Raw genomic sequence first — 20,178 nt, 5'->3', positions numbered from 1 at the left:
CTTCACACCGGCCCGAACCGGTACCCGAACCCGCGCACCGTCTGCACGTAGACGGGCGCCGCCGAGTCGTCCTCGATCTTCGCGCGCAACCGCTGCACGCACGCGTCCACGAGCCGCGAGTCACCGAAGTACCCGTGCTCCCACACCGACTCCAGCAGCTGCTGGCGGCTGTGCACCCGGCCCGGCGTGCCGGAGAGCTCGAGCAGCAGGCGTAGCTCGGTCGGGGTGAGGCCGACCGGCACGCCGCGGCTGGCGACCACCAGCCCGGCCCGATCGATGGTCAGGTCCCCGTGCCGCTCCAGCTCCGCCTGGTCCCGGCCGACCCGCCGGAGCACCGCGCGGATGCGTGCCTCGAGCACCCTGGGCCGCACCGGCTTGACCACGTAGTCGTCGGCGCCCGCCTCCAACCCGGCCACCACGTCGATGTCGTCGCCGCGCGCGGTCAGCATGATGATCGGTACCTCCCTGGCGGCCCGGATGCGGCGGCAGACCTCGAACCCGTCCATGCCGGGCAACATCAGATCGAGCACGACGACGTCGGGAAGGTCGGCGCGCAGCCGGTCCAGCCCCTGCTCGCCGGACTCCACCGCGCGCACCCGGTACCCGTGCCGGGTCAAGGCCAGCTCAAGGCCCTCCCGCACGGCCGGGTCATCCTCGATCAACAACACTCGCGACACGCCGCCGAGTTTCACAGCACGCTCCGTACCTCGCCCGCCGGTCAACCCCATCCACTGTCGGCCGGCCGTGTCCCCGCCTCGTCAGCGTCATGTCATGGTTGTGTCACGATCGCGCCGACGATCGCCGCCGTCGAGAAACGGTGACATACGGCGGACAGAGCACACACATTCGGCGCCAATCGTAGTCGCCATGAACGGAACACACACCCTCCCACCTCGGCTCCGAGACCGGCTGTACGCCGCGGCCACGCTGGTGCTCGCCGTGCTCCTGCTGCCCGCGGCGCTCGCCCGCCATCCCGGCCGCGCCCGCGAACTGGCCTGCCGCTGGGCGTTACGGACGCGATTCCCCGCCGAGGACCTCACCGGCCTCACCGACGGCGCCATGGCGGCGTTCACCGCGGCGCGCACCGAGGCGCTCTGGCGTCACGGCCAGCTCATCGGCCTCACCTCGGGATACCGCGACCCCCTTGTCCAGCAGCGGATGTTCGACGAGGAGGTGCGTCGCTCCGGCTCCCCGGCCTTGGCGCGAATGCTCGTGCTACCACCGGCGGAATCCAGCCATGTCAAGGGCATCGCACTGGACGTGCGCCCCCACGAAGGCGCGCGCTGGCTGGAGGAACACGGCGCCCGCTACGACCTCTACCGCCTCTACGACAACGAGTGGTGGCACTTCGAGCACTGCCCGGACAGCGGCGGCACGCCACCACGACGACGGCCCCACCCCGGCGTGGGCTACGTCGTCGAGAACGGGGAGCGGCTGGACGAGTCGTCCAGCACCTGCAGCAGTCAGGCTGTCGCGATCGCAGCGGCAGGACCCTCTCACTGCCGGCTTGCGCCAGTTCCTTGATGCCAGGGGTCCGGCGCGGCGGTGGCGTATCGACAATCGCATACGCCACCGCGACGGTCGTCCGTCTTCAGCAGCGGCCGGCCGAGTCCGTGCGCGGTTCCGTGGAGCAGCTCGCGACGCCGCTGGTCGGGACCGGCCTTCCCCGGATGCCCGCTCGCGTGTCCGTCTGCCTGCTCACCTCCGGCTCCGGGGAACTCGGCGCGGGCGCCCGAGAACCACACGCGCCCGGCTGATGTTCCCGCCTGCTCACGGAGGTATGGGATTTCAACCAGGAGGCGTCGGCTTTCTACCAGGCCGCCGGGTTCACTCCAATGCGTCACCACCTGGAGCAGTCATTGTGAAGGCAGCTTCCAGAGCCCGACGATGGGCACGCGGATCCCTCAGGTCCAGAAAGCGGCCGGACCACAATGACAAGACGCACATGCCGGCGGCCGGTACCGCCGCGATCGGGGCGGTGTGCATCTGCTGGCCACCGCCATCGAGGAGGGCCGGGACCTGTCCTCGACGAGCGGCATCCTGGCCGACACCGCCTACCGTCCGCTGCTGGCCTGACGGCCCGGCCTCACTTCAGGTGCCGGGTGAAGAACCGGGCCGCGTCGTCCACCTCGAACCACGGGACACCGGCGTGCCCGCCCAGATTGGCGTGCAGCGTCTTCTCCCTGGTGCCGGAGGCGTCGAACAGGTTCAGGGTCGGCTGCCGTTCCGCCCCTTCGTCGTCCCGCTGCAGCAGGAACTGCAGCGGAATGGTGACCTGCCGGGCCGCCTCGGACAGGGTGTCGGATACGAAACCCCCGCCGGAGAAACGGCGGCCGAGATGCGCGGCTCGACCACCGCCAGCCGTATGCCGATGGTGGTCATCCCCTCCTACCCGCCGGGCCGCCGATCTTGGGCAGCGAAAGGAGGGCGTCCAGGGTGGTCCGCCATTCCGGGGCCGCTCTTTCGACCGGCGGAACGATGAAGGCGGCGACGATCTCGTCGACCGGCTCGCCGGCCTCCATCGCCTGGCGGAGGTCGGCGCGGGCCTGCTCATCGACGGCGGAACGGGGCCGGTCACCGTGCCCGGGGGCGTCGATGGCCGCCGCGGCGGAGCCGTACTCCGCCGCGTGCCCGGTGGCCGGCCGACCGGGCACGCGGCCCCGGCGGCCGGTCCCGGCCGCCGACCCGATCATCTGAGCAAGTGGCCCGTTGTCGCCGGTTCCGGGCTGAGGTGTCGGTGGCCGAGCTCGAGCAGTTCTTCCGGCTGGACTCCAGAGCGCTGGAGGCGCCGGCCGGTAGGTGCCGTCCGGCGACGAAGCCGGAATGGGCGATGCAGTAGGGCACCGGGCGACGGGTAAGGGCGCCTGCTCCGCCCTTACCCCGCAACGGTGGGAGCCGGCAGTTCCAGGTGGCTCCCGTCACGCCCGCGCAGTCGCGGTGATCAGGCGGCCTCGCCGCGGGCGATGTAGAGGTTCATGCCGGTGAAGTCGACGGTGATGTTGTAGGGCTTCCAGAAGCAGTGGGAGAACCAGCCCATCGTGTCGAACCCTGTCCCATAGGGCCAGGGCACGTTGACCGGCTGGTTGGGGTTCGTGTAGCAGTAGACCTCCTTGGCGACGGCGTTGCCGAGGCGGATCTCCTTCGGGTAGCAGGGGTAGACGACGGCCGGGTGGCTCTGGGCGAAGGTCCCGATCTGGCGGTCGTAGTCGGTGCGGATCCCCAACCGCTTGGCCGTGTCCCCGCGCATGCCCGCGGCGATCTCGCCGACTCCGCCGAAGTTCACACCCACCACCCCTGTGCGGGAGCCGGCGACGCCGGCGAAGCTGCCCGTGCTGTGCAGGTATTGCTCACGGGCCAGCCACAGCGGCAGCGACTCGGCGCCCGCCCGTGTGGCGGCGGCGCGTGCCTTCCTGGCCGTTTCGGGGGTCCGGCGGCGCAGGATCAGCTGCCGGCCCGCGTAGTCGAAGGTGGTCAGCAAGTGGTAGAAGACCCACGTGCCGATCAGGCCGTCGCTGTCGGTGTCGACATCTTCGCCCGACTCCGTCGACGACCAGCTCACCGGGACGTTGCGCAGTTCGATGCCGCCCAGCTTGAAGGAGTCCAGTATCCCCCAGTACGCCCATATGACGCCGTTCTCGTACTCGGTCTTCTGACTGGCGACGGGGCTCAGCCCGGCCTCCTTGGCCACCGACGCGCGCATGCTCAGATTCGGGGCGCCGGTGTAGAACGTGAAGCGCTTCGTCGGTCCGCCGTTGACCGAGGCCTCGACCAGCGGCAGCGGGTCCATCTGCTTCCATGGCACCCGCGCGGTCTCGCCGTGGACCTGATACGCCTGGCCGCGGACTGCGGCGAACCACTTGGCGTAGCTGTCCTCGCCGGCCGCTCTCCAGTGGGGTGCGGACAGGCCGAATTTGTCCTGCCGGATGTAGCAGTCGGCCAGGAAGTAGTTGGCGTCCTTGTCGCCGGGCGCCAGGGCGAGGGCCATCTTGAGGTATTTCTCGGCGTCGGCGAACCGGTTGGCCAGCAGCCCGACATAGCCGCGCAGGCGGGCCGCGTGCAGGTTCTTGGGGTCCTTTTTGAGGAGCTCCTCGTACGCGCGGCCGGCCTCCTCGAACTTGCCGGCCTTGAACAGCGCGTCCGCGTCACCGCTGCCGGCCAGCGCGGTGGCCGCGCCGCCCAACAGCGGCGCGGCCGCGGTGGCACCGGCCAGCACGGCGGCGCCCCGCAGCAGCGAACGCCGGTCCCATTGCCTGTCATCAGCCACGCCTTCTCCTTTTCGTGATCACCTTCGCCGTGACTTTCTGTCCGACGGACGGGCACAACACCTCCGGCCGGTCCGTCTGGCCCTGCTCGATGAGGGCGACGCCGTGGTGCCGGGGGTACAGCGTCGTCCCGGTGCGGGCGGCCGGATCGCTCCGCAGCGCGCTCCGTAATCCGCTCGCCGGCCGACTCCGTCCACTGTCGGCCAGCGGTGTCCCCGCCTCGTCCGTGTCATGTCATGGTCGTGTCACGGCCGCAACCGACGGTGGCAGCCGTCGACAGAGCGAGACATGCGGCAGACAACGCGCGCATTCGGCACCGATCGTGGTCCGTATGGAAGTCCGTGCGCCGGCTTCGACGCCGGTCCCGGCGAAGCTGAGGCCGCACAGGATTACCGCACTGTGCCCTGTGCCGTCCGGAAGGCTTTCCCGGGCGGGGGAGTTGGCGGTCGAGGATCGCGGCGCGTTCGTCGTCGTCGACCACCGGACGCCGGCCGCCGCCCCTGCCGCCTCTACGGGCTGCTTCCAGGCCGTTCTTGGTCTTCGGGAAATGAACGGGAGAACCGGACGCGGCTGCCCCTTCGGGGGTGCTCCCGCTCGCGTCCGTCAGGCGACCGTCATACGAACGCGCGGACGCCTGCGCCGATCCACCCCGCGGTGCTCCTCCGCCGTCTTCCGGTCGTCACTCGGAGGCTGATCCTCCTCGCAGGCCGACCCTGGCGCCAGAGCACCACGGCTGATGCTGCTTACAGCCTTCCGGTGGTCAGTCGCTACTGGCCGTTCCGATCATCCTCACGGACCTTTCCGGTTGCTCAGGTGAAATCAGTCGGCGGGCCTGCCGAACCAGCGGGAGAGGTGGTCGTCCAGGTCCTGCTGATCGTCGCCGATCCAGGCGACGTGGCCGTCGGGGCGTAGCAGGACGCACGGAACATCCAGTACCGCAGTGGGATCCGCGAGGTAGTCGACCCGGTCGGACCAGCCGCCGACGGTCAGGCGTTCGGTGCGGTCCAGCAGCAGGCCGCGGCCGTGATGCAGCAGACCGTAGAGGTGACCCTGTTTCACGTCGATGTCGCGCAGGCGGCGGCCGAGCAGGTCGGGGCCTGCACCGAAGTCGTAGCGGATGCCGATCGCGGTGATCTTCTCGATCAGATGGCGGTTCACCTCGTCGAGGTCCATCAGTTCGGTGAGCAGCCTGCGCACGGCCTGCGGGCCCGGTTCGGTGGACAGCAGTTCCATCTGGGCGCGGGTGTTGTCCAGCACGTCCTCGGCGACCGGATGACGTTCGGCCTGGTAGGTGTCCAGCAGTGGTTCCGGTGCCCAGCCGCGGATCTGTGCGGCCAGTTTCCAGCCGAGGTTGAATGCGTCCTGAACGCCCAGGTTCAGGCCCTGTCCGCCGATGGGTGGATGGATGTGTGCCGCATCGCCGGCCAGCAGCACCCGCCCGACCCGATAGCGTTCGGCCAGCCGGGTGGCATCCCCGAAGCGGGACAACCAGCGCGGGGAGTGCACGCCGAAATCGGTTCCGGCGATGGTGCGCAACTGCTGTTTGAAATCCTCGATGGTGGGCGGTTCCGCGCGGTCGCTGACTCCCGCGGCGGGGACTACGACGCTGTAGGCCCCTTCGCCGAAGGGCCTGAGCCAGAATCGCTTATGGGTCTCGCTGATCTCGGTCACCTTGGCGGCGATCTCCTCCTGCGGTACACCCACTTTCATCTCGCCCATGAGTGTGTCGGTCCGTGAGGGCTCGCCGGGGAAGCCGACGCCGAGCAGTTTGCGCACCGTACTGCGCGCGCCGTCACAGCCGACGAGGTAGCGCGAACGCAGCTGTTGCCCGTCGGCCAGCTCGACGGTCACCCCTTCGTCGTCCTGCTCGAAACCGGCCACCGCGCAGCCGCGCCGGACCTGCGCACCCAGTTCGATCGCATGTTCTTCGAGCAGGCGCTCGATGACCGGCTGCGGGATGCCCACCATATAGGCGTGCGCGGAGTCCAGACTCTTGGGCACGGGTTTGTTGATGGCGGCGAAGAAACCGCCGGCCGGACGCTGCCTTCCATGCTGGAGAACGCGCTCCAGCAGTCCGCGCATCGCCATCAGCTCGAGGCTGCGAATATGCAGACCGACTATGCGGACGGACGACTTGGGCTCGGTCTCCTTCTCCAGAACGAGTACCCGTACGTCGTGCAGCCGCAGTTCGGCGGCCAGCATCGCACCGGTCGGCCCGCACCCGGCGATGATCACGTCGAACATGAGGGGCGCGCGATCGGCGCCGGAGGCCGGCGACCGGAGCCCGGGGACGTCGCCCACGGTCAAGTCCCGCTCGACCATGCCGTTCGACGGCGGCTCGGCGGGGAACTGCGAAGAGTGCATAGGTGTTGCCTTTCGGGAGTGCCTTGTTGGCGAGGCGCTCCCGGCGACACCTACGTCAATCGCCCGACCGTGACGGGAAGGGGGAGCACCCACATCGATACAGCGTTCATGGGTCTCACCTCCTCGGGCGGTGTCACGATCGACTGCAAGCTACAAGCCCGAGCATCGTCCCGTCCAATCCTTTTCCCGCTCACGGGCCAAGACGCCGCCCGGCTGTCTCCACTCGGCCACGCCCGCCTCAACGTCCTGGGCGGCTACTTCATCTCCTCCGTCCCGGCTGAAGTCCTGCGGCGGCTCGGCGAGATCCCTGACCTGCCCAACGGCGGCGTGGACGAGGAGGGGTGCAGAGCGCAGGCAGGCTCCGAGAGGAGGTCGTTCCTAACCGAGCCGATCCAAAGCCCGTCTGACCGCTCGCATGAACGTACCGGGCGGATTTCTCGGCCCCTCGTCCTTCAGCAGGAAGACCCACATCAACGCAAACAGCCTGCGACACTCCAACAGCCTGCGCTCCTCCGCGGAGTCGAGTTCGAAACACAACTCGCTCTCCCCACGTACCCAGCACGACACGTGCTCGGCCATCTCCGCGACCTCGGTCGCCCGATCGCTGCGGCCCGACTCCTCGAAATCGACAATCCTGACGCGCACGCCGTCCCACAGGAAGTTCGCCCTGTTGCCGTCACTGGCTCCGAACACCGGCCGGACCCCACGCTCGCCCGGCTCCCACCCGGACAGCCACCGCGCGCCCTCTGCTACGGCCTGGTCCGCGAGCTCGTTCTTCGGCCGCCACCGCCCGGCCCACACGAGCAATTGATCCCTGATCCGCTCCACCGGCCACAACCGCTGAGGCACCCGGTCGAGTACCTGCCGGGGCACGGCGCCATGCAGCCGGTCCACCGCCTCCACCAGTTCCCTCTCCGGTACGGCAGGCAGCAGGAAGAGCGGCGTGCCCTCGATGCGCGACATCACCACCAGATCGGTCCCGTACTCCACGGGTGAGGGCGCGAGCCCGGGCGCGTGCTCCGCCAGCAGCTGCAGCGCCCGCCATTCCCGCTCGGCGCCGCCCGGCTTGCCGTCGATGAAGCGTTTGCGCACCAGGTCGCCGTCGATCTGCACATCGTGGGTCTGCATGAGTGGACATTGAACCAGCCATGGGCGACGGCGCGGTCCGGGCTGAGTGCCGCCGTGGGATCCCGCGTCGGCTATGCCCACTGCTCGACCGACGAGCAAGACGCGATCATCCAGTGCCTGACCTCGGCGGCGCCTGGCGCCCGCCGCGCGATCCCGACTGGTCGGCAGCGGGGCTGATCAGCCGTGGACGTGCTTCGGTGGCGCCCTGCCGCCACCGAGGTGTCAGCCTCGGGCGGCCAGGTGGGCCGCCCGGTGGCGTTCAGCTGCCCGCCAGGGCGGCGCCCAGCGGCGTGTGCTCGTAGCGGACGGCCCGGCCGACGCGGGTGCGGGTGACCAGGCCGGCATCGCGCAGGACCGCCAGATGGCCGCCGACGGCGCCCAGGCTCAGGCCGAGCTGGGCGGCCAGCTGCGTCGTCGTCGCAGGCACCTCCAGCGCGCGCAGCACGTCCGCGCGGCGAGGGCCGACCAGCCGGCTCAGGGCCTCACCGCCCGGTGCACGCGCCACGGGGCCGAGCAGGTCCGCGATGCCCCGGGCGGGATAGACCAGGGCGTAGGGCCATGGCGGCTCGACGTAGCTGATCAGAGTGCCGAACACCGTCGGCATCAGCAGCAGGCCCTTGCCGGCCAGCCGGTGCCGGTCCCACTCGGTACGCGAGCCCGTGCGTACCTCGATGGTCCCGGCCTGCCCCTCGAAACGCCAGCTCACCCGCGGGTCGAGATCGGACAGCGCTGCCGCCCAGCCGTACATCGCCAGGTATCCGGCGCGGCGGACCAGGTCACGCTCCAGCACCGCCCGCAGCCGCGGCCAGTCCGGCTCGACCAGCGCCTGCCAGCTCGCCTCGAGCGCATCGGCAAGCCGGGTGACCACGTCCGGCGCGTCGAGGATGCGCTGCACGTAGCGTGGCGGCGTCCGCAGTCCCGCCAGGTTGCGGGCCAGTTCCAGGCGTGCGCGGCGCAGCGGCGTGGCGCGCACGGCGGCCAGCTCAGCGGCGAAGTCGCCGCCGGAGCCCGACGGCGGCGGATGGATGAAGTCGGCGTTGTAGCCGCCGCGGCGGAACAGCGCCGTCAGCGCTCCGACTGCGGGCACCTGCCGGCGCAGCTGCTCGTACCGGGGCGCGATGCGCTCGGCCCACGGCCGGAGCGGGCCGGCGGCCTGCACGCCGGCTGCGACGCGCAGCGCCTGCATCGCCTCGCCCAGCGGCGAGATCGCGTAGCGGGTACGCGCCACGTCGACGGGTCCCACCTCGATGGCCAGCACGTTTTGCCTCCACGCGAAAGCATAGTCACCGTGGCCGGGCTGCCGTGATGCTGTCGGCCATGACCACCACGTCCGTCGCGCCACGCCCGGCCACCTACCGCGAGGTGTTCGCCGTGGGCCAGTTCCGCGTGCTGTTCGGCAGCTACACGCTCTTCCTGATCGGCGAGACGGTGCGGATGCTCGCACTGTCCGTAACCGTCTACGCGGCAACCGGGTCGCCGCTGATGTCGGCGCTGGCGTATGCGGCAGGCTTCCTGCCCTATGCCCTGGGCGGCACGCTGCTGCTGGCTTTCGCCGACCGCTGGCCACCGCGCGCCGTCATGGTCGGCTACGAGGTGCTGCGCGCCGCGGTCAGCGCCGTGCTCGCCGCCGGTCTGCTGCCGGTACCGGCCATGCTGGCGCTCGTGTCCGTCACGGGTTTGCCCAGCGCCGTCGCCTCCGCTTCGCGCACCGCTCTTCTGCCCGACCTGCTGGACGGCGACCGCTACGTGCTCGGCCGTGCCGTGTTCTCCATGGCGGCCGGCGGCACGCAGGTGCTCGGCTTCGCCGCCGGTGGCATGCTGATCGCCGCTGTCGGCGCGCCAGGCGCGCTCTGGATCACCGCCGCGACCTGCCTGGCCTCGGCAGGCCTGCTGCAACTGCGCCTGGCCGATCACCCACGCCGCCGCACCGGCGGTTCGGCCGGCATCAGTGAGACCTGGCAGGTGAACCGGGCGCTGCTGCGCCGGCCTGCGGTCCGGGCGCTGCTGCTGGCGCAATGGCTGGCGCCGGCGCTGATGGTCGGCGCCGAGGGCGTGCTGGTCCCGTACGCCGCGCAGGTCGGCGCGCCTGACGCGGCGGGTCTGCTGTTCGCAGCGGTCGCCGCCGGGATGTTCGCCGGCAACCTGGTCGTCGGCCGCCTGGTGCGCCCTGCGGGCCGGGAGCGGCTGGCCGGCCCCCTCGCGCTTGCGCTCGGATTGCCGCTGCTGGGGTTCGCGCTGCGCCCCGCACCGGGATACGCCGCCGTCCTGATGACAGTGTCCGGTTTCGGCGTCGCCTACCAGCTCGCGCTGGCCCGCAGGTTTCTCGACGCGGTGCCCGAGACGCAGCGCGGTCAGGCGTTCGGCCTGCTGCTGACCGGAACGATGACGCTGCAGGGCCTGGCCGCCGCGGCCGGAGGCGCGCTGGGCGAAGTCGCGGCCCCGGGGCTGGTCGTCACACTGGCCGGCGCGGCCTCGGCCGTCGCCGCCCTGATGTCCTGGCGGACGCTGTCGCCCGCACGGCGGCCCTGACCGCGGCCCACGTTCGGCATCGAGGCCGCGTCAGCCGGTGCGGCGGGTACGGGACACGGCCAGCCCGCCGAGGATCATGGCGATCAGCCCGACCACCAGGTCTACGAAGCCGCCGACGATTCCGTAGCCGGTGCCGGGACCGCCCTTGGCAGCGGCCACCACCACCCCGCCGATGACCGCGCAGGTCAGACCAGCTATCACGGCGGCGATGGCGCGATTCCTCCCGCTTGCGGCGCCGGAACGAGCGGAGGAGCGGGCCAGAGCCAGCCCGCCGACGACGGCGCCGGCCAGCCCCAGCGCCGCGGCCACCAAGGACCAGAACCGGCCGCTGGTCAGGTCATAGGCGCCCACAGGCTGGGCCAGAACGGCCGCGGCCGCCGGCGTGGCGGAGCCGAAGACTGCGAACAGGGCGGCTGCGGCGGTGAGCAGGGGGCGGATGGACATGGAGGATCCTTTCGGGTCAAGGAAGGGGTGGGAGCAGGTGGGGTCGGTCTTCGGTCGTGGAGGGGTGACGGAACGATCATCACCGCGTCGCGGCGGCAGCGCCTCCGGCGGGGAGCGGCAGCGTGCACGCGGTTCTGCGTAGCCGACCGCAACCCTCATACGCCCGTCGTCGTAGGCGCTCGCGCGTCTGGGCGCAGTGCCTGCGCGCGCGGCGATCGTAGGATCGCCGTATGGAACACCGCGCCGCGCCGTTACGCCTGCCCGCGCCGGCGCAGGACGTACTGCTCGCGCTCTTCGTCACCGTGATGCAGGTTCAGGGCACGATGATCCGCAATGCCGGCGAGGTGGTGCAGCGGCCGCTGAGCGACCTCGGATACCTGGGCTACGCTCTGCTGATCGCAAGTGGCCTGGTCATCGCCGGCCGCCGCCGCTGGCCGGTGCCGGTGTTCGTCACCACGGCGCTCGCCAGCCTGGTGTACTACGGCGTGGACTTCCCCGACGGCCCCGGCTGGCTCGGGCTCTTCGTCGCCCTGTACACCCTCGCCGCCTACGGTGACGGGCGCCGGTCGCTGATGATCACGGGTGTGGGCGTCACTGTGCTCACCGTCGTCTGGCTGGCCGCCGCGGCCGACATCGAGCCACGTGCCGCCGTCGGCTGGGTGTTCTTCCGGATCGGCGTGTCGGTCATGAGCGTGACCCTCGGCGAGTCCGTCCGGTCCCGGCGGGTCATCGCAGCCGAAGCCCAAGAACGCGCTGAGTTGGCCGAACGGACTCGCGAGGAGGAGGCGCGGGCGCGTGTCGACGCAGAGCGACTGCGGATCGCCCGTGAGGTCCACGACACCGTCGCGCATGCCATAGCGATCATCAACGTCCAGGCGGGCGTCACCGCGCACGTCCTCGGCAAACGGCCGGAAGTGGCGCAGGAGGCGCTGCGGACCATCGAGCAGACCAGCTCGCGGGCGCTGGGCGAGATGCGGGCCATCCTCGGGGTCCTGCGGGGCGACGACGGTGACAGCGCGCGCGCACCGTATCCCGGACTGGGGCAGATCGACGAGCTGACCGCCAAGGCGAGCGAGGCCGGCCTCGACCTCAAGCTCGAGGAGGTCTCGCCCGCAGCACCGGTGCCGAGCGCGGTGGACAGTGCCGCCTACCGGATCCTGCAGGAGTCGATCACCAATGTGATCCGCCACGTCGGCCCGACCCGGGTGACGGTGGCGCTGAAGGCCGGAAGCGAGGTCTTGGAGATCCGCGTGACCGATGAGGGCCGCCCGGCCGCCCCGGGTGATGACCGCGCGGACCCACCCGCTCGGCAACTGGCCGGCACCCGCGCCGCGGCCGAGCCCGGCCGGGGCATCCTCGGCATGCGCGAGCGCTGCCTGCTGCTGGGCGGACAACTCGATGCCGGGCCGCTTCCCGGCGGCGGGTTCGAAGTCAGAGCTCGGCTCCCTCTCGTATCGAACGGGTCACGTATATGAACAAGGCTCCGATCAACGTGCTGCTCGCCGACGACGAGGGTCTCGTGCGATCCGGGTTCAGGGTCCTGCTCGACCTCGAGGACGACATCACGGTAGTGGGAGAAGCCGCCACCGGCGCCGAAGCCGTCGAGCAGGCACGCGCCATCCGCCCCGACGTCGTCCTCATGGACATCCGCATGCCGAAACTGGACGGCATTCAAGCCACCGCCCAGATCGCGCAGACGCGCGGGCTGGAGCAGGTCCGGGTCCTCATTCTCACCACCTACGACACCGATGAGCACGTCTTCGACGCCTTGCAGGCCGGCGCCAGCGGCTTCCTGCTCAAAGACGCCGGGCCGGCCGAACTCCTGCACGCCATCCGGGTGATCGCCGCCGGAGAGGCGCTGCTCGCACCACGGATCACCCGGCGCCTCATCGGCCAGGTCACCGCCCATCGAAGAGCCGCCCAGGCCGCGCAGGACCGGCTCGCGGTGCTGACCGAGCGCGAGCGTGAGGTGCTGGCCCTGGTGGGCCGGGGGTTGAGCAACGACGAGATCGGCGGGGAGTTGTTCCTCAGCCCGGCCACCGCGCGGACCCATGTCAGCCGCGCGATGGCGAAACTGGGCGCGCGCGATCGTGCGCAGCTGGTCGTCATCGCCTACCAGACCGGCCTGGTCAGCCGCTGACCAGCGGAACACCGTCATCCATCCGGCCGGCAGACGGCCAATCCGGGGTGTTCGGCGCAGCTGGTCCACTCGTCTTCGAGGTTGAGGAACGAGCGGACCAGCCGTGGGCGTTGAGAACGATCATGGACTGCGGGCGTCCGCGTCAGGCCTGGAGGACTTCGGCGACCGTTTCGGCCATGGCCTGAGCTCCGGCGTCGTTGGGGTGGATGTGGTCGCCGCTGTCGTAGTCGGGGTGCAGGGCGGCCGGTGCGGCGGGATTGCGCAGGGCGCGGTCCAGGTCGGCGACCGCGTCGTATGCCCGGGTGGAGCGGATCCACTGGTTGAGCTGCTGCCGGGCCTGTTCGCTCTGGGGGCTGTCGAAGCCGGGGGAGGCGGCTGCGGCGCTGCGGAAAGGGGTGTAGGCGCGCCACTTGTGCACGTACAGGAGGTGCTCGCCGGTCCCGTTGACGCTGAAGCGCAGACTCAGCGAGGCGTCAGGCCTCAGGCGGCAGCTCGGGCCGGGCCAGGACCTCGCCGGCCGCCTGCCAAGGGACGCGTCCGACGGTGTGCCCAGAGGCGTAGACCAGCGTGCTGCCGTTGTCGTACAGGACCCGAGGACACCATGGGGGAGGGCGGCGGGACCACCGTGAGCGACGGCGGGGGCGGGGACGCCGGGGGCTGCGGCGGGCGGGCAGTGGAGTCGCAGGTCCTGTCTCGGGCCGCCGTCACCGCGCTGGGCGGGGCCGGATACGATCGCGTGTATGGATCATGTCGCGGTACGGGAGTTCGTGGACGGCTGGGTGTCGGCATGGAACGCCCATGACCTGGATGCGTTGCTGGCTCACTTCGCGGAGGACGTGACATTCCGTTCGCCGGTCGCGGTGCAGCTCGTCGGGGGCGATGGGACCATCCACGGCAAGGCGGCGCTGCGCGCCTACTGGGCGGAGGGGCTGCGGCGCATCCCCGACCTGCGCTTCGAGGTGCTCAACTCCTACGTCGGTGTCGACTGCCTGGTCATCAACTACCGCAACCAGAAGGGCGGCCTGGTCAACGAGGTGCTGATCTTCGACGGCCCGCTGGTGGCCGAGGGGTACGGGACCTATCTCGGCGACGACGCGAACCCCGCCGGCGCGACAGCGGGCTGAACGCGCCGGGTGAGGCGGGGCCGGTTGAGTCCGGGTACGGCCGCGTCGGCCGTACCCGAACTCAACCGGCCTCGGGGGAGGCAAGCAAGGACGACACCGCCGATGATCATGGACAGTGCGGCCGGCCGTGACGGGGGCGCGGTGGACCATGACACCGAGAATGATCGCGCCGGTTGCGCCGATGCCGGTGAAGACGGCGTAGGCCGTGCCGACGGGCAGGGTCTCCATGGGGTGCGGCCGGAATAGGGCAGAAAGACACCGCGCTGGGGTGCTGACGGACAGAACCACCGCACTGTCGGGTATGCGGCCCAGGGCCACCGCCGGCCCGCCGCCTCCGGTCAGGCATCTGGGCTGGGTCGTTGTCTGCCTCCTCTCGGATCAGGCGGTCCGTCCCCTCCGGCATCACCTTCACGCGCCACCCGTCCGGCCATGAATGAGGCTTCGCGGGGTTGGCCACCATAGCCCCGCCGGACCCGGCGCCCCCGGTGAAGGTCAGCCTTGCTGGAGACGGCCTCGGTGACATGGCCGCCGGTCCCGAAAAGGCGTGACCGGCCGCCGCGATGTACCGATGCATCTTGATGAACTGGCGAGCCCAGCCCCTCTAGACCTAGAAGGGCTGGGCTCTGGACCTAGAGGGCACCCTAGAGGTCCATCGGCCTTCTGAGCTGGGATCTAGTGCCTAGAGGGCAGTTGACCAACGTTGTCCAGTCCCATGAGATGCCTGGCGGTTCTGTCACACGCCCTAAGCGACAGGCGATCTCAGCGGTGACGTGGGCGTTCGGGGCCGGCTAGCGTTCGGGGCCGGCTAGGGCGAATGCTTGCCGCAGGCTGAGACCTGAGGTCACAGCGCCCCGGGGGGCCCAGGCAGAACGATCTGGAAGAAGTCCTGCGCTCTGTACGTAGCGATCTTCCTGGCCTTACCGGTCCTGACGTTCACCGCGTAGGCGGTCATGGTCCGATACGGTGGGTCGATCACCGCGGGCTCGTCGTCCGGCACCTTGGACGCCGGCCTGCACTGCACGGACATGGTAAGAGCCGTGACCTCCTCGGCGCTGAGCCAGGTGCGCAGCGAGATCTGGGAGACCTCCGGGGACAGGCCGCTGAAAGCCGTCGCCTTCCGCCGCTTGCCGGTGAGCGTGTCCATGAGGGCGAGGTCGCCATAACGGCATGGCTTCTCGGCGGTGCTGAGGTCCTCGATCACCGCGACGGTCTTCCCGTCGGGAGCGAGCGGGCTGAAGCGGTAGTGCTTCGGCAGGATGACCGATGTGGAGTTGCCCGCCGAGGAGGACGGCCACAGGTTCGAAATCGTTCGCAGCTGCGAATTGGGCGAGTATTCCGCGAGCGTGATGGTGGCGCCGTCCTGGGACAGGCCGATCGGGACCCAGCGGTTCGGCAACTGGCGGACGACCCTGTCGCGCATGTCGATGAGCAGCGCGGGGTCCTTGAGGTCCGGGACCTTGCTGAAGGCCACGAACCGGCCGTCGTCCGACAGCATCAGGCGCGAGATGCTGCCCAGCCAGCCCTGCGGCACCTTGTCGGCTGCCGTTGTCTTCTGACCCGAGGCCAGGTCGCGGACCTGGAAGGTCCCTTCCTTGGCGCTGTAGTAGGCGATCTTCCGGCCGTCCCGACTGATCGCCAGTGGGCTGTCCCGCAGTCCGCTACGCCCGGGACTGAGGCTGGGCAGCGCCTCGGTGACGTAGTAGGCCTTCCCGCTCCGCGTGACCACCCGCCAGCCTCCGTCCCGGCAGTCCTTCGGCGCCTTCCCCTTGTCCGGCTTGCAAAAGGTCTTGTACGCGTGGCTCAGCGGCCCCACCCCGCGTGCCGGCAGGTCGCCTCGGGAAGCGGCCTCCTGCGGCCCGTCCGGCAGCAGCCGGACGGTGGCCGTCAAGCCGAAAGCGATGACCACGACCATGCCCGCCGCGAGGAGCGAGAGCACGGTACGCCGCCTGCGGTCATGCGTCGCAATTGTGCGTTCGGCCAGGTCCACCTGTGGAGATTCGTCGGCCAGGTCGACGAGCACGTTCCTCAGCCAGGTCATCGGTAGGCCTCCTCGGTTTCCATGCCGGCGAGCTTGGGCGCCAGCTCGGGTGCCAGTTCGCGTAAACGGGCCAGCGCGTAGTGGGCCTGGCTCTTCACCGTGCCGATCGAGCAGTTCAGCAGCTCAGCTGTCTCACGTTCGGTCCGGTCCTCGTAGTAGCGCAGCACGATCACCGCCCGCTGCCGGGGTGGCAGCCGCATGAGAGCCCGGCGCATGACGAGTCGCACGATGGTGGAGTCCTCGCTCGAGTACGGCCGGTCGGGCGGGTCCGCGGTCGGGAGCTCGGTCCTGACCCGGCGCCGCCGCCACGAGATGTACTGATTCAGCAGCGCCTTGCGCGCGTACGCCTCGGGGCGTTCGACGCGCGACAGCCTCGACCAGCGTCCGAGCACCTTGAGTAGGACGCTCTGCAGCAGGTCCTCGGCCTGGTGGGCGTCTCCCGTGAGCAAGTACGCGGTGCGCATCAGCGCCTGCTGATGGCCGGCGACGAACTCGCGGAAGCTGTCATTGCGGTCCAAGACGACTCCTCTCGACCGTTACCGACTCCGGTGACCTGTCGAAAGGTTCGGTCCGCCCGAGCTGAAACTTCCGGTTACGTCCTTGCACCCCGTCGGCAGCACCGCCGGCACAGCCCGATACCGCTGCTCGACAACGGACATGTCAACCAGGGCCGATCCCGGCCTCCGGACGCGGACGCCCGCGAAAGACGCACGGAAGATCGGCCTACAACGGCACCCGTCAAACATGTCCCTGGGACAGAGGTGTCAAGCATCTCCCGGGACAGCGCGGAGCATCAGCCGAAGTAGGACACAGTTGGCCAACGTGGCGGATGAGACCTTTCTCTACGTCTTCAGGCGGTCCGCCCCTGACGGGCCGTCGGCGTTCACGGGCCGGGCTGCGGCTCTCCGGCTGGTCCCGGCGTCCTCCTTCCAAACGTGGCCCCAGCCCCGAAGTGAGCTGATCAGTGCGGGTCACCGAAGTTCCAAGAAGACCGTGTTCCCGGAAGCGGAGACGCTACCGACTTCCGGGAACACCGGTGATTCCGACGTGAAATCCCAGCTCAGCGCTTCCGAGAACAGGACCTCACCGCTACATGGCGGCTGAGATCACGTCCGGGAGAAGAACGCCGGGGAGATCCGCCCAGCCGCAGATCATCTTGTCCGTTCACAGCCTCCACGATCATGCCGATTCTCCTGTGGAGATCGCAGCGCGCGTCAGGAGACCGGCTTGATCACCCGGTCCAGACTCCGGCCCGAGACCGCCACCGCCAGTGTCGTCAGCGCAAGGACACCCGCGCCACCCGCCAGCGAGAGCCCGGCCGTCGAGTGCTGGATGACCAGGCCCGCCAGCATGGCGCCGAAGGAGACACCGAGGTTGGCGGCCGTGGTCACCCAGGCGTTGGCCTCCAGGCGGGCTGTCTCCGGTGCCAGCTCGTCTGCGGCCAGCCAGGCCACGACCAGCGCGGGAGCGCTGGCCAGGCCCAAGGCAGCCAGCACCACACCGAGCGCGGGCAGGGAGGGCACGAAGGAGGCGACCGCGACGCTGGTGGTCAGCGCGGTCAAGAGCAGGGCCAAGATGACCGAGGTGCGGCGGCCGTGCTTGACCCGTCCCCACACCAGCCCGCCGATCGCGCTGCCCACCGCCATCGCCGCCAGCAGGTAACCCACGGCGGCGGGCTGGCCCGCGACCTCGGCCTTGGCGGCCACGGCCACCTCGACCGGCCCGCAGCCCAGACCGACGGCGAACTCAACCGCGACCAGGACACGGAAGCCACGCCCACGCAGTGGTCCGGCCCAGTGCGAATCTCGCTTGACGGTAACGGGCTTGGGGACCGCCGACGAGGTGACCAGGGTCCCGGTGCCCACGACCATCAACCCTGCGCAGAGGACCAGAGCGGTGTCGGGCGTGGCCCACAGCACGATCGCGCCTACCAGCAGCGGCCCGGCGGCGAAGAGGACCTCTTCGACCACCGCGTCGAGGCTGTAGGCGCGCTGCCGGTCGGCCGGGTCCGGCAGCAGCTGCGCCCAGATCGCGCGCATGGTGGAACCGAGTGGCGGAGCCGTGAGTCCCGCAACGGCCGCGGCGGGCACGTGCAGCCCGTCGAAATAGCAGGCCAGCAGGAGCGCCGCAGCGTAGCCCGCGGCGAGCAGCGGCAGCATGCGCCTGACTCCCAGGCGGTCGACGAGACGGGCCTTGACCGGCGCGGCGACGCTCGCCACGCCGAACACCCCGAGGGCCAGGCCCGCTACGGCGAAGGAGCCAGTGGCCTGCTCGGTGGCGAGCAGCAGGGCAAGGCCGATGGTGGAAAAGGACAGGCGGCCGACACTGGCCGCGACGAAAGCGTGCAGAACGGCACGATTGTTGAACATGGAAGCTCCACAGAAAGCCCGACCGGCGGCCGGTCGGGAGATGAGTCAGGACACCGAGAGCGGTGGCACCGACTAATCCGGGAGCTTGCACATAGGAGAAACATAACTGTCCGCACGACGTGGCAGGGAGTGCCGTCACCGGATCGGAACAAAGATCAACTCTCTGACGTCCATGGTGACGTGGTCCTCAGGGTGGCGCATCCTCGCCGGGGTGAACGCGCCGGCGGGTGGGGCGGTGGCCTCACTGGAGAACGGGCACCCGGTCGCCCGATGCTGAACACGCCGCCCAGCGCTGCCGCGCCGCCGGGCTGCGACTCTTCGGCCGGTCCTGACCCACGACGCTCTGGCCCTCCCGGGCGATTGCCGAAGAACAGATCCGGTCCGTCGAGGAGGAGCAGGAGCAGGCCGAGGGGCGGCCCGACGCCGTTGCCGAAAGCATCCGGCGTGAGTTCCGTCGCGAGGGTGACGCCGAATTGTTCTTATAGGGGTCAAGTGGGCGCCGCACGCGGTGCTGCCCGAGTAGCCTGCCTTCCAGGGGCGGCCCGGCCCCGGGGCGGTGTGGCTGCGCGCCACCCGGGCGCTGTGAGTCGGCCTGGGCCACCGGCCGGGTGGTCGTCCCAGGGGAAGTGGGAGAGGACATGCGTTTTCTGGAGCGGGAACGCGCCACTGTGGCGAAGCTGCTGCCGGGGCTGGACGAGAGCCTGCGGGCGATACCCCTCATGGAGCTGGAGGGCCCGAGCGACCTCGGCATCAGGCTCTTCCGCGACAGCGGCGGCCCCGGGCTGCTGGCGCCGACCGCCTACCAGGGGCGGGGAGCCACCGCCCTGGACGCCCTGCGGGTGCAGCGCGCACTGGGCAGCAGGGCACCGTCGCTGGCCGTGGCCACCACCCTGCACCACTTCTCGATAGCCACCCTGGCCGGTCTGATCACCGATGAGGGCCTGAAGTCGATGCTTGTCGAGGGGGTGGCCTCCACCAACCGCCTCGTGGCGTCCGGCTTCGCCGAGGACCGCCCCGGCGCGGGAGTCCTCTCCCCTTCGATGACCGCCACGGAGGGGCCCGACGGAGTGCGGATCAGCGGAGCGACGCGCCCGCGCGGTCTGGCCCGGTCGATGGACCTGCTCCTCGCCGGTGTCATGGTCCCCCGCTCGGACGGCCCGGGCGAGGAGGCGGCGGTGGCGCTGGTGACCGTGGAAAGCGAGGGTGTGAGCGTCGGCGGGGCGGAGAGCGAGCAGGTCACCCTCGACGACGTACTGTTGCCACCGGAGCTGCTGGTGCGCGCCTCGGCCCTCGACGGGCAACTGGACGTACTGCTGAGCGCGGGCTTCGCCTGGTACCAGCTGCTGATGACCGGCAGCCACCTCGGGGCCGCCAGTGCGCTCGTCGAGCGGGTGCTGCTCGACGAGCGGCTGCCCGAGTCCGAGCGGGTCCCGCTGCTGGTGGAGACCGAGGGCGCGATGTCGGCCGCGGAGGGCCTCGCCCGCCGGATCGACGACGGCGGCCCGGACGGGTCGACGCTCGCCGACTCGCTCTACGTCCGGTACTACGTGCAGGACACCCTCTCCCGGGTGGTCCCGCGCGCGGTCGAACTGCTCGGCAACCTCGACTCCACGGCCCCCGACGAGGTCGGCCATCTCGCCACCTGCGCCAACGGGCTGGCCCTGCAGCCGCCGGCACGGTTCCGGATGACCGGTCCGTTGGCGGCGCACCTGGTCGACGGGCCGCTCACCGTCACCTGATCCCGGGCGTCCTCGCCCCGGACCACGACCCGCCGTCCTGT

Annotated in this window: 17 protein-coding genes and 1 pseudogene; 6 read left to right on the top strand and 12 right to left on the bottom strand. The window is 70.4% G+C overall.

Features of this window, described 5'->3' with window-relative positions; translation table 11 throughout:
• Positions 1 to 2: 2 nt before the first annotated feature.
• Positions 3 to 677 carry a response regulator gene (locus tag J2S55_RS41440; protein WP_177244948.1) on the bottom strand — a complete coding sequence of 225 codons (675 nt, stop codon included), beginning with the start codon at positions 675 to 677 and terminating at the stop codon, positions 3 to 5.
• A 190-nt stretch (positions 678 to 867) separates the two neighbouring features.
• Here J2S55_RS41440 and vanY-N point away from each other — a divergent pair, with 190 nt between their 5' ends.
• A complete protein-coding gene (vanY-N, locus tag J2S55_RS41435) occupies positions 868 to 1,524 on the top strand; it encodes a D,D-peptidase/D,D-carboxypeptidase VanY-N (protein WP_306872595.1) in 657 nt (218 codons plus the stop codon).
• 854 nt (positions 1,525 to 2,378) lie between these two features.
• On the opposite strand, the gene J2S55_RS41430 is transcribed toward vanY-N, so the two are convergent.
• The 5 genes from J2S55_RS41430 to J2S55_RS41410 form a co-directional block, all read right to left on the bottom strand.
• Positions 2,379 to 2,693 carry a hypothetical protein gene (locus J2S55_RS41430; RefSeq protein WP_306872593.1) on the bottom strand — a complete coding sequence of 105 codons (315 nt, stop codon included), beginning with the start codon at positions 2,691 to 2,693 and terminating at the stop codon, positions 2,379 to 2,381.
• Positions 2,694 to 2,941: 248 nt separating this feature from the next.
• Positions 2,942 to 4,264 (bottom strand): aspartyl protease family protein, encoded by a 1,323-nt coding sequence (locus J2S55_RS41425; protein WP_306872590.1) that lies wholly within the window; start codon positions 4,262 to 4,264, stop codon positions 2,942 to 2,944.
• A gap of 817 nt (positions 4,265 to 5,081) precedes the next feature.
• Entirely contained in the window at positions 5,082 to 6,506 is a 1,425-nt protein-coding gene (gene rox / locus J2S55_RS41420; protein ID WP_306875830.1) for a rifampin monooxygenase, read from the bottom strand.
• A gap of 498 nt (positions 6,507 to 7,004) precedes the next feature.
• Positions 7,005 to 7,754 carry a phosphotransferase family protein gene (locus J2S55_RS41415; RefSeq protein ID WP_306872587.1) on the bottom strand — a complete coding sequence of 250 codons (750 nt, stop codon included), beginning with the start codon at positions 7,752 to 7,754 and terminating at the stop codon, positions 7,005 to 7,007.
• Positions 7,755 to 8,013: 259 nt separating this feature from the next.
• Positions 8,014 to 9,012 (bottom strand): ArsR/SmtB family transcription factor, encoded by a 999-nt coding sequence (locus J2S55_RS41410; RefSeq protein ID WP_306872585.1) that lies wholly within the window; start codon positions 9,010 to 9,012, stop codon positions 8,014 to 8,016.
• Positions 9,013 to 9,071: 59 nt separating this feature from the next.
• On the opposite strand from J2S55_RS41410, the gene J2S55_RS41405 reads away from it, so the two are divergent.
• On the top strand, positions 9,072 to 10,283 hold the full coding sequence (locus J2S55_RS41405) for an MFS transporter (protein WP_306872583.1): 1,212 nt from the start codon (positions 9,072 to 9,074) through the stop codon (positions 10,281 to 10,283).
• 30 nt (positions 10,284 to 10,313) lie between these two features.
• Here J2S55_RS41405 and J2S55_RS41400 read toward each other — a convergent pair whose 3' ends face one another.
• Positions 10,314 to 10,727: a DUF6223 family protein gene (locus J2S55_RS41400; RefSeq protein ID WP_306872581.1), complete on the bottom strand. Its 414-nt coding sequence runs from the start codon at positions 10,725 to 10,727 to the stop codon at positions 10,314 to 10,316.
• A gap of 230 nt (positions 10,728 to 10,957) precedes the next feature.
• Between J2S55_RS41400 and J2S55_RS41395 the strand changes: the two genes are divergently transcribed.
• The gene (locus J2S55_RS41395) at positions 10,958 to 12,202 is read left to right on the top strand and encodes a sensor histidine kinase (RefSeq protein ID WP_306872579.1); all 1,245 of its coding nucleotides are present in this window, start codon (positions 10,958 to 10,960) and stop codon (positions 12,200 to 12,202) included.
• Positions 12,199 to 12,867 (top strand): response regulator transcription factor, encoded by a 669-nt coding sequence (locus tag J2S55_RS41390; RefSeq protein ID WP_306872577.1) that lies wholly within the window; start codon positions 12,199 to 12,201, stop codon positions 12,865 to 12,867. The genes J2S55_RS41395 and J2S55_RS41390 overlap by 4 nt, the downstream gene beginning before the upstream one ends.
• Before the next feature lie 142 nt (positions 12,868 to 13,009).
• Here the strand turns inward: J2S55_RS41390 and J2S55_RS41385 are convergent, their stop codons facing one another.
• A complete protein-coding gene (locus J2S55_RS41385) occupies positions 13,010 to 13,285 on the bottom strand; it encodes an SGNH/GDSL hydrolase family protein (protein WP_306872574.1) in 276 nt (91 codons plus the stop codon).
• 322 nt (positions 13,286 to 13,607) lie between these two features.
• Between J2S55_RS41385 and J2S55_RS41380 the strand changes: the two genes are divergently transcribed.
• Positions 13,608 to 13,991 carry a nuclear transport factor 2 family protein gene (locus J2S55_RS41380; RefSeq protein WP_306872572.1) on the top strand — a complete coding sequence of 128 codons (384 nt, stop codon included), beginning with the start codon at positions 13,608 to 13,610 and terminating at the stop codon, positions 13,989 to 13,991.
• A gap of 177 nt (positions 13,992 to 14,168) precedes the next feature.
• Here the strand turns inward: J2S55_RS41380 and J2S55_RS41375 are convergent.
• The 4 genes and pseudogenes from J2S55_RS41375 to J2S55_RS41360 form a co-directional block, all read right to left on the bottom strand.
• Positions 14,169 to 14,219: pseudogene (locus tag J2S55_RS41375) on the bottom strand (hypothetical protein); the annotation flags it as partial.
• A 613-nt stretch (positions 14,220 to 14,832) separates the two neighbouring features.
• Positions 14,833 to 16,029 (bottom strand): TolB-like translocation protein, encoded by a 1,197-nt coding sequence (locus tag J2S55_RS41370; protein WP_306872571.1) that lies wholly within the window; start codon positions 16,027 to 16,029, stop codon positions 14,833 to 14,835.
• Positions 16,026 to 16,547, bottom strand: coding sequence for a SigE family RNA polymerase sigma factor (locus tag J2S55_RS41365; protein ID WP_306872570.1), 522 nt, complete (start codon positions 16,545 to 16,547; stop codon positions 16,026 to 16,028). Before J2S55_RS41365 ends, J2S55_RS41370 begins: the two co-directional genes overlap by 4 nt.
• 696 nt (positions 16,548 to 17,243) lie before the next feature.
• Positions 17,244 to 18,398 carry an MFS transporter gene (locus J2S55_RS41360; protein ID WP_306872567.1) on the bottom strand — a complete coding sequence of 385 codons (1,155 nt, stop codon included), beginning with the start codon at positions 18,396 to 18,398 and terminating at the stop codon, positions 17,244 to 17,246.
• A 638-nt stretch (positions 18,399 to 19,036) separates the two neighbouring features.
• Between J2S55_RS41360 and J2S55_RS41355 the strand changes: the two genes are divergently transcribed.
• On the top strand, positions 19,037 to 20,137 hold the full coding sequence (locus tag J2S55_RS41355; protein ID WP_306872566.1) for an acyl-CoA dehydrogenase family protein: 1,101 nt from the start codon (positions 19,037 to 19,039) through the stop codon (positions 20,135 to 20,137).
• Positions 20,138 to 20,178 lie beyond the last annotated feature (41 nt).

This window comes from Streptosporangium brasiliense, from assembly GCF_030811595.1.
In the GTDB taxonomy this organism is placed as follows: Bacteria; Actinomycetota; Actinomycetes; order Streptosporangiales; family Streptosporangiaceae; genus Streptosporangium; species Streptosporangium brasiliense.
This window is presented reverse-complemented; position numbering and strand designations above follow the sequence as displayed.

What these genes read in the sequence shown, in the direction of transcription:
- J2S55_RS41400 (WP_306872581.1), bottom strand. Translation starts at nt 10,727, where the DNA reads ATGTCCATCCGCCCCCTGCTCACCGCCGCAGCCGCCCTGTTCGCAGTC.
- J2S55_RS41370 (WP_306872571.1), bottom strand. Translation starts at nt 16,029, where the DNA reads ATGACCTGGCTGAGGAACGTGCTCGTCGACCTGGCCGACGAATCTCCA.
- J2S55_RS41430 (WP_306872593.1), bottom strand. Translation starts at nt 2,693, where the DNA reads ATGATCGGGTCGGCGGCCGGGACCGGCCGCCGGGGCCGCGTGCCCGGT.
- J2S55_RS41360 (WP_306872567.1), bottom strand. Translation starts at nt 18,398, where the DNA reads ATGTTCAACAATCGTGCCGTTCTGCACGCTTTCGTCGCGGCCAGTGTC.
- J2S55_RS41380 (WP_306872572.1), top strand. Translation starts at nt 13,608, where the DNA reads ATGGATCATGTCGCGGTACGGGAGTTCGTGGACGGCTGGGTGTCGGCA.
- rox (WP_306875830.1), bottom strand. Translation starts at nt 6,506, where the DNA reads ATGTTCGACGTGATCATCGCCGGGTGCGGGCCGACCGGTGCGATGCTG.
- J2S55_RS41390 (WP_306872577.1), top strand. Translation starts at nt 12,199, where the DNA reads ATGAACAAGGCTCCGATCAACGTGCTGCTCGCCGACGACGAGGGTCTC.
- J2S55_RS41415 (WP_306872587.1), bottom strand. Translation starts at nt 7,754, where the DNA reads ATGCAGACCCACGATGTGCAGATCGACGGCGACCTGGTGCGCAAACGC.
- J2S55_RS41355 (WP_306872566.1), top strand. Translation starts at nt 19,037, where the DNA reads ATGCGTTTTCTGGAGCGGGAACGCGCCACTGTGGCGAAGCTGCTGCCG.
- J2S55_RS41395 (WP_306872579.1), top strand. Translation starts at nt 10,958, where the DNA reads ATGGAACACCGCGCCGCGCCGTTACGCCTGCCCGCGCCGGCGCAGGAC.
- vanY-N (WP_306872595.1), top strand. Translation starts at nt 868, where the DNA reads ATGAACGGAACACACACCCTCCCACCTCGGCTCCGAGACCGGCTGTAC.
- J2S55_RS41405 (WP_306872583.1), top strand. Translation starts at nt 9,072, where the DNA reads ATGACCACCACGTCCGTCGCGCCACGCCCGGCCACCTACCGCGAGGTG.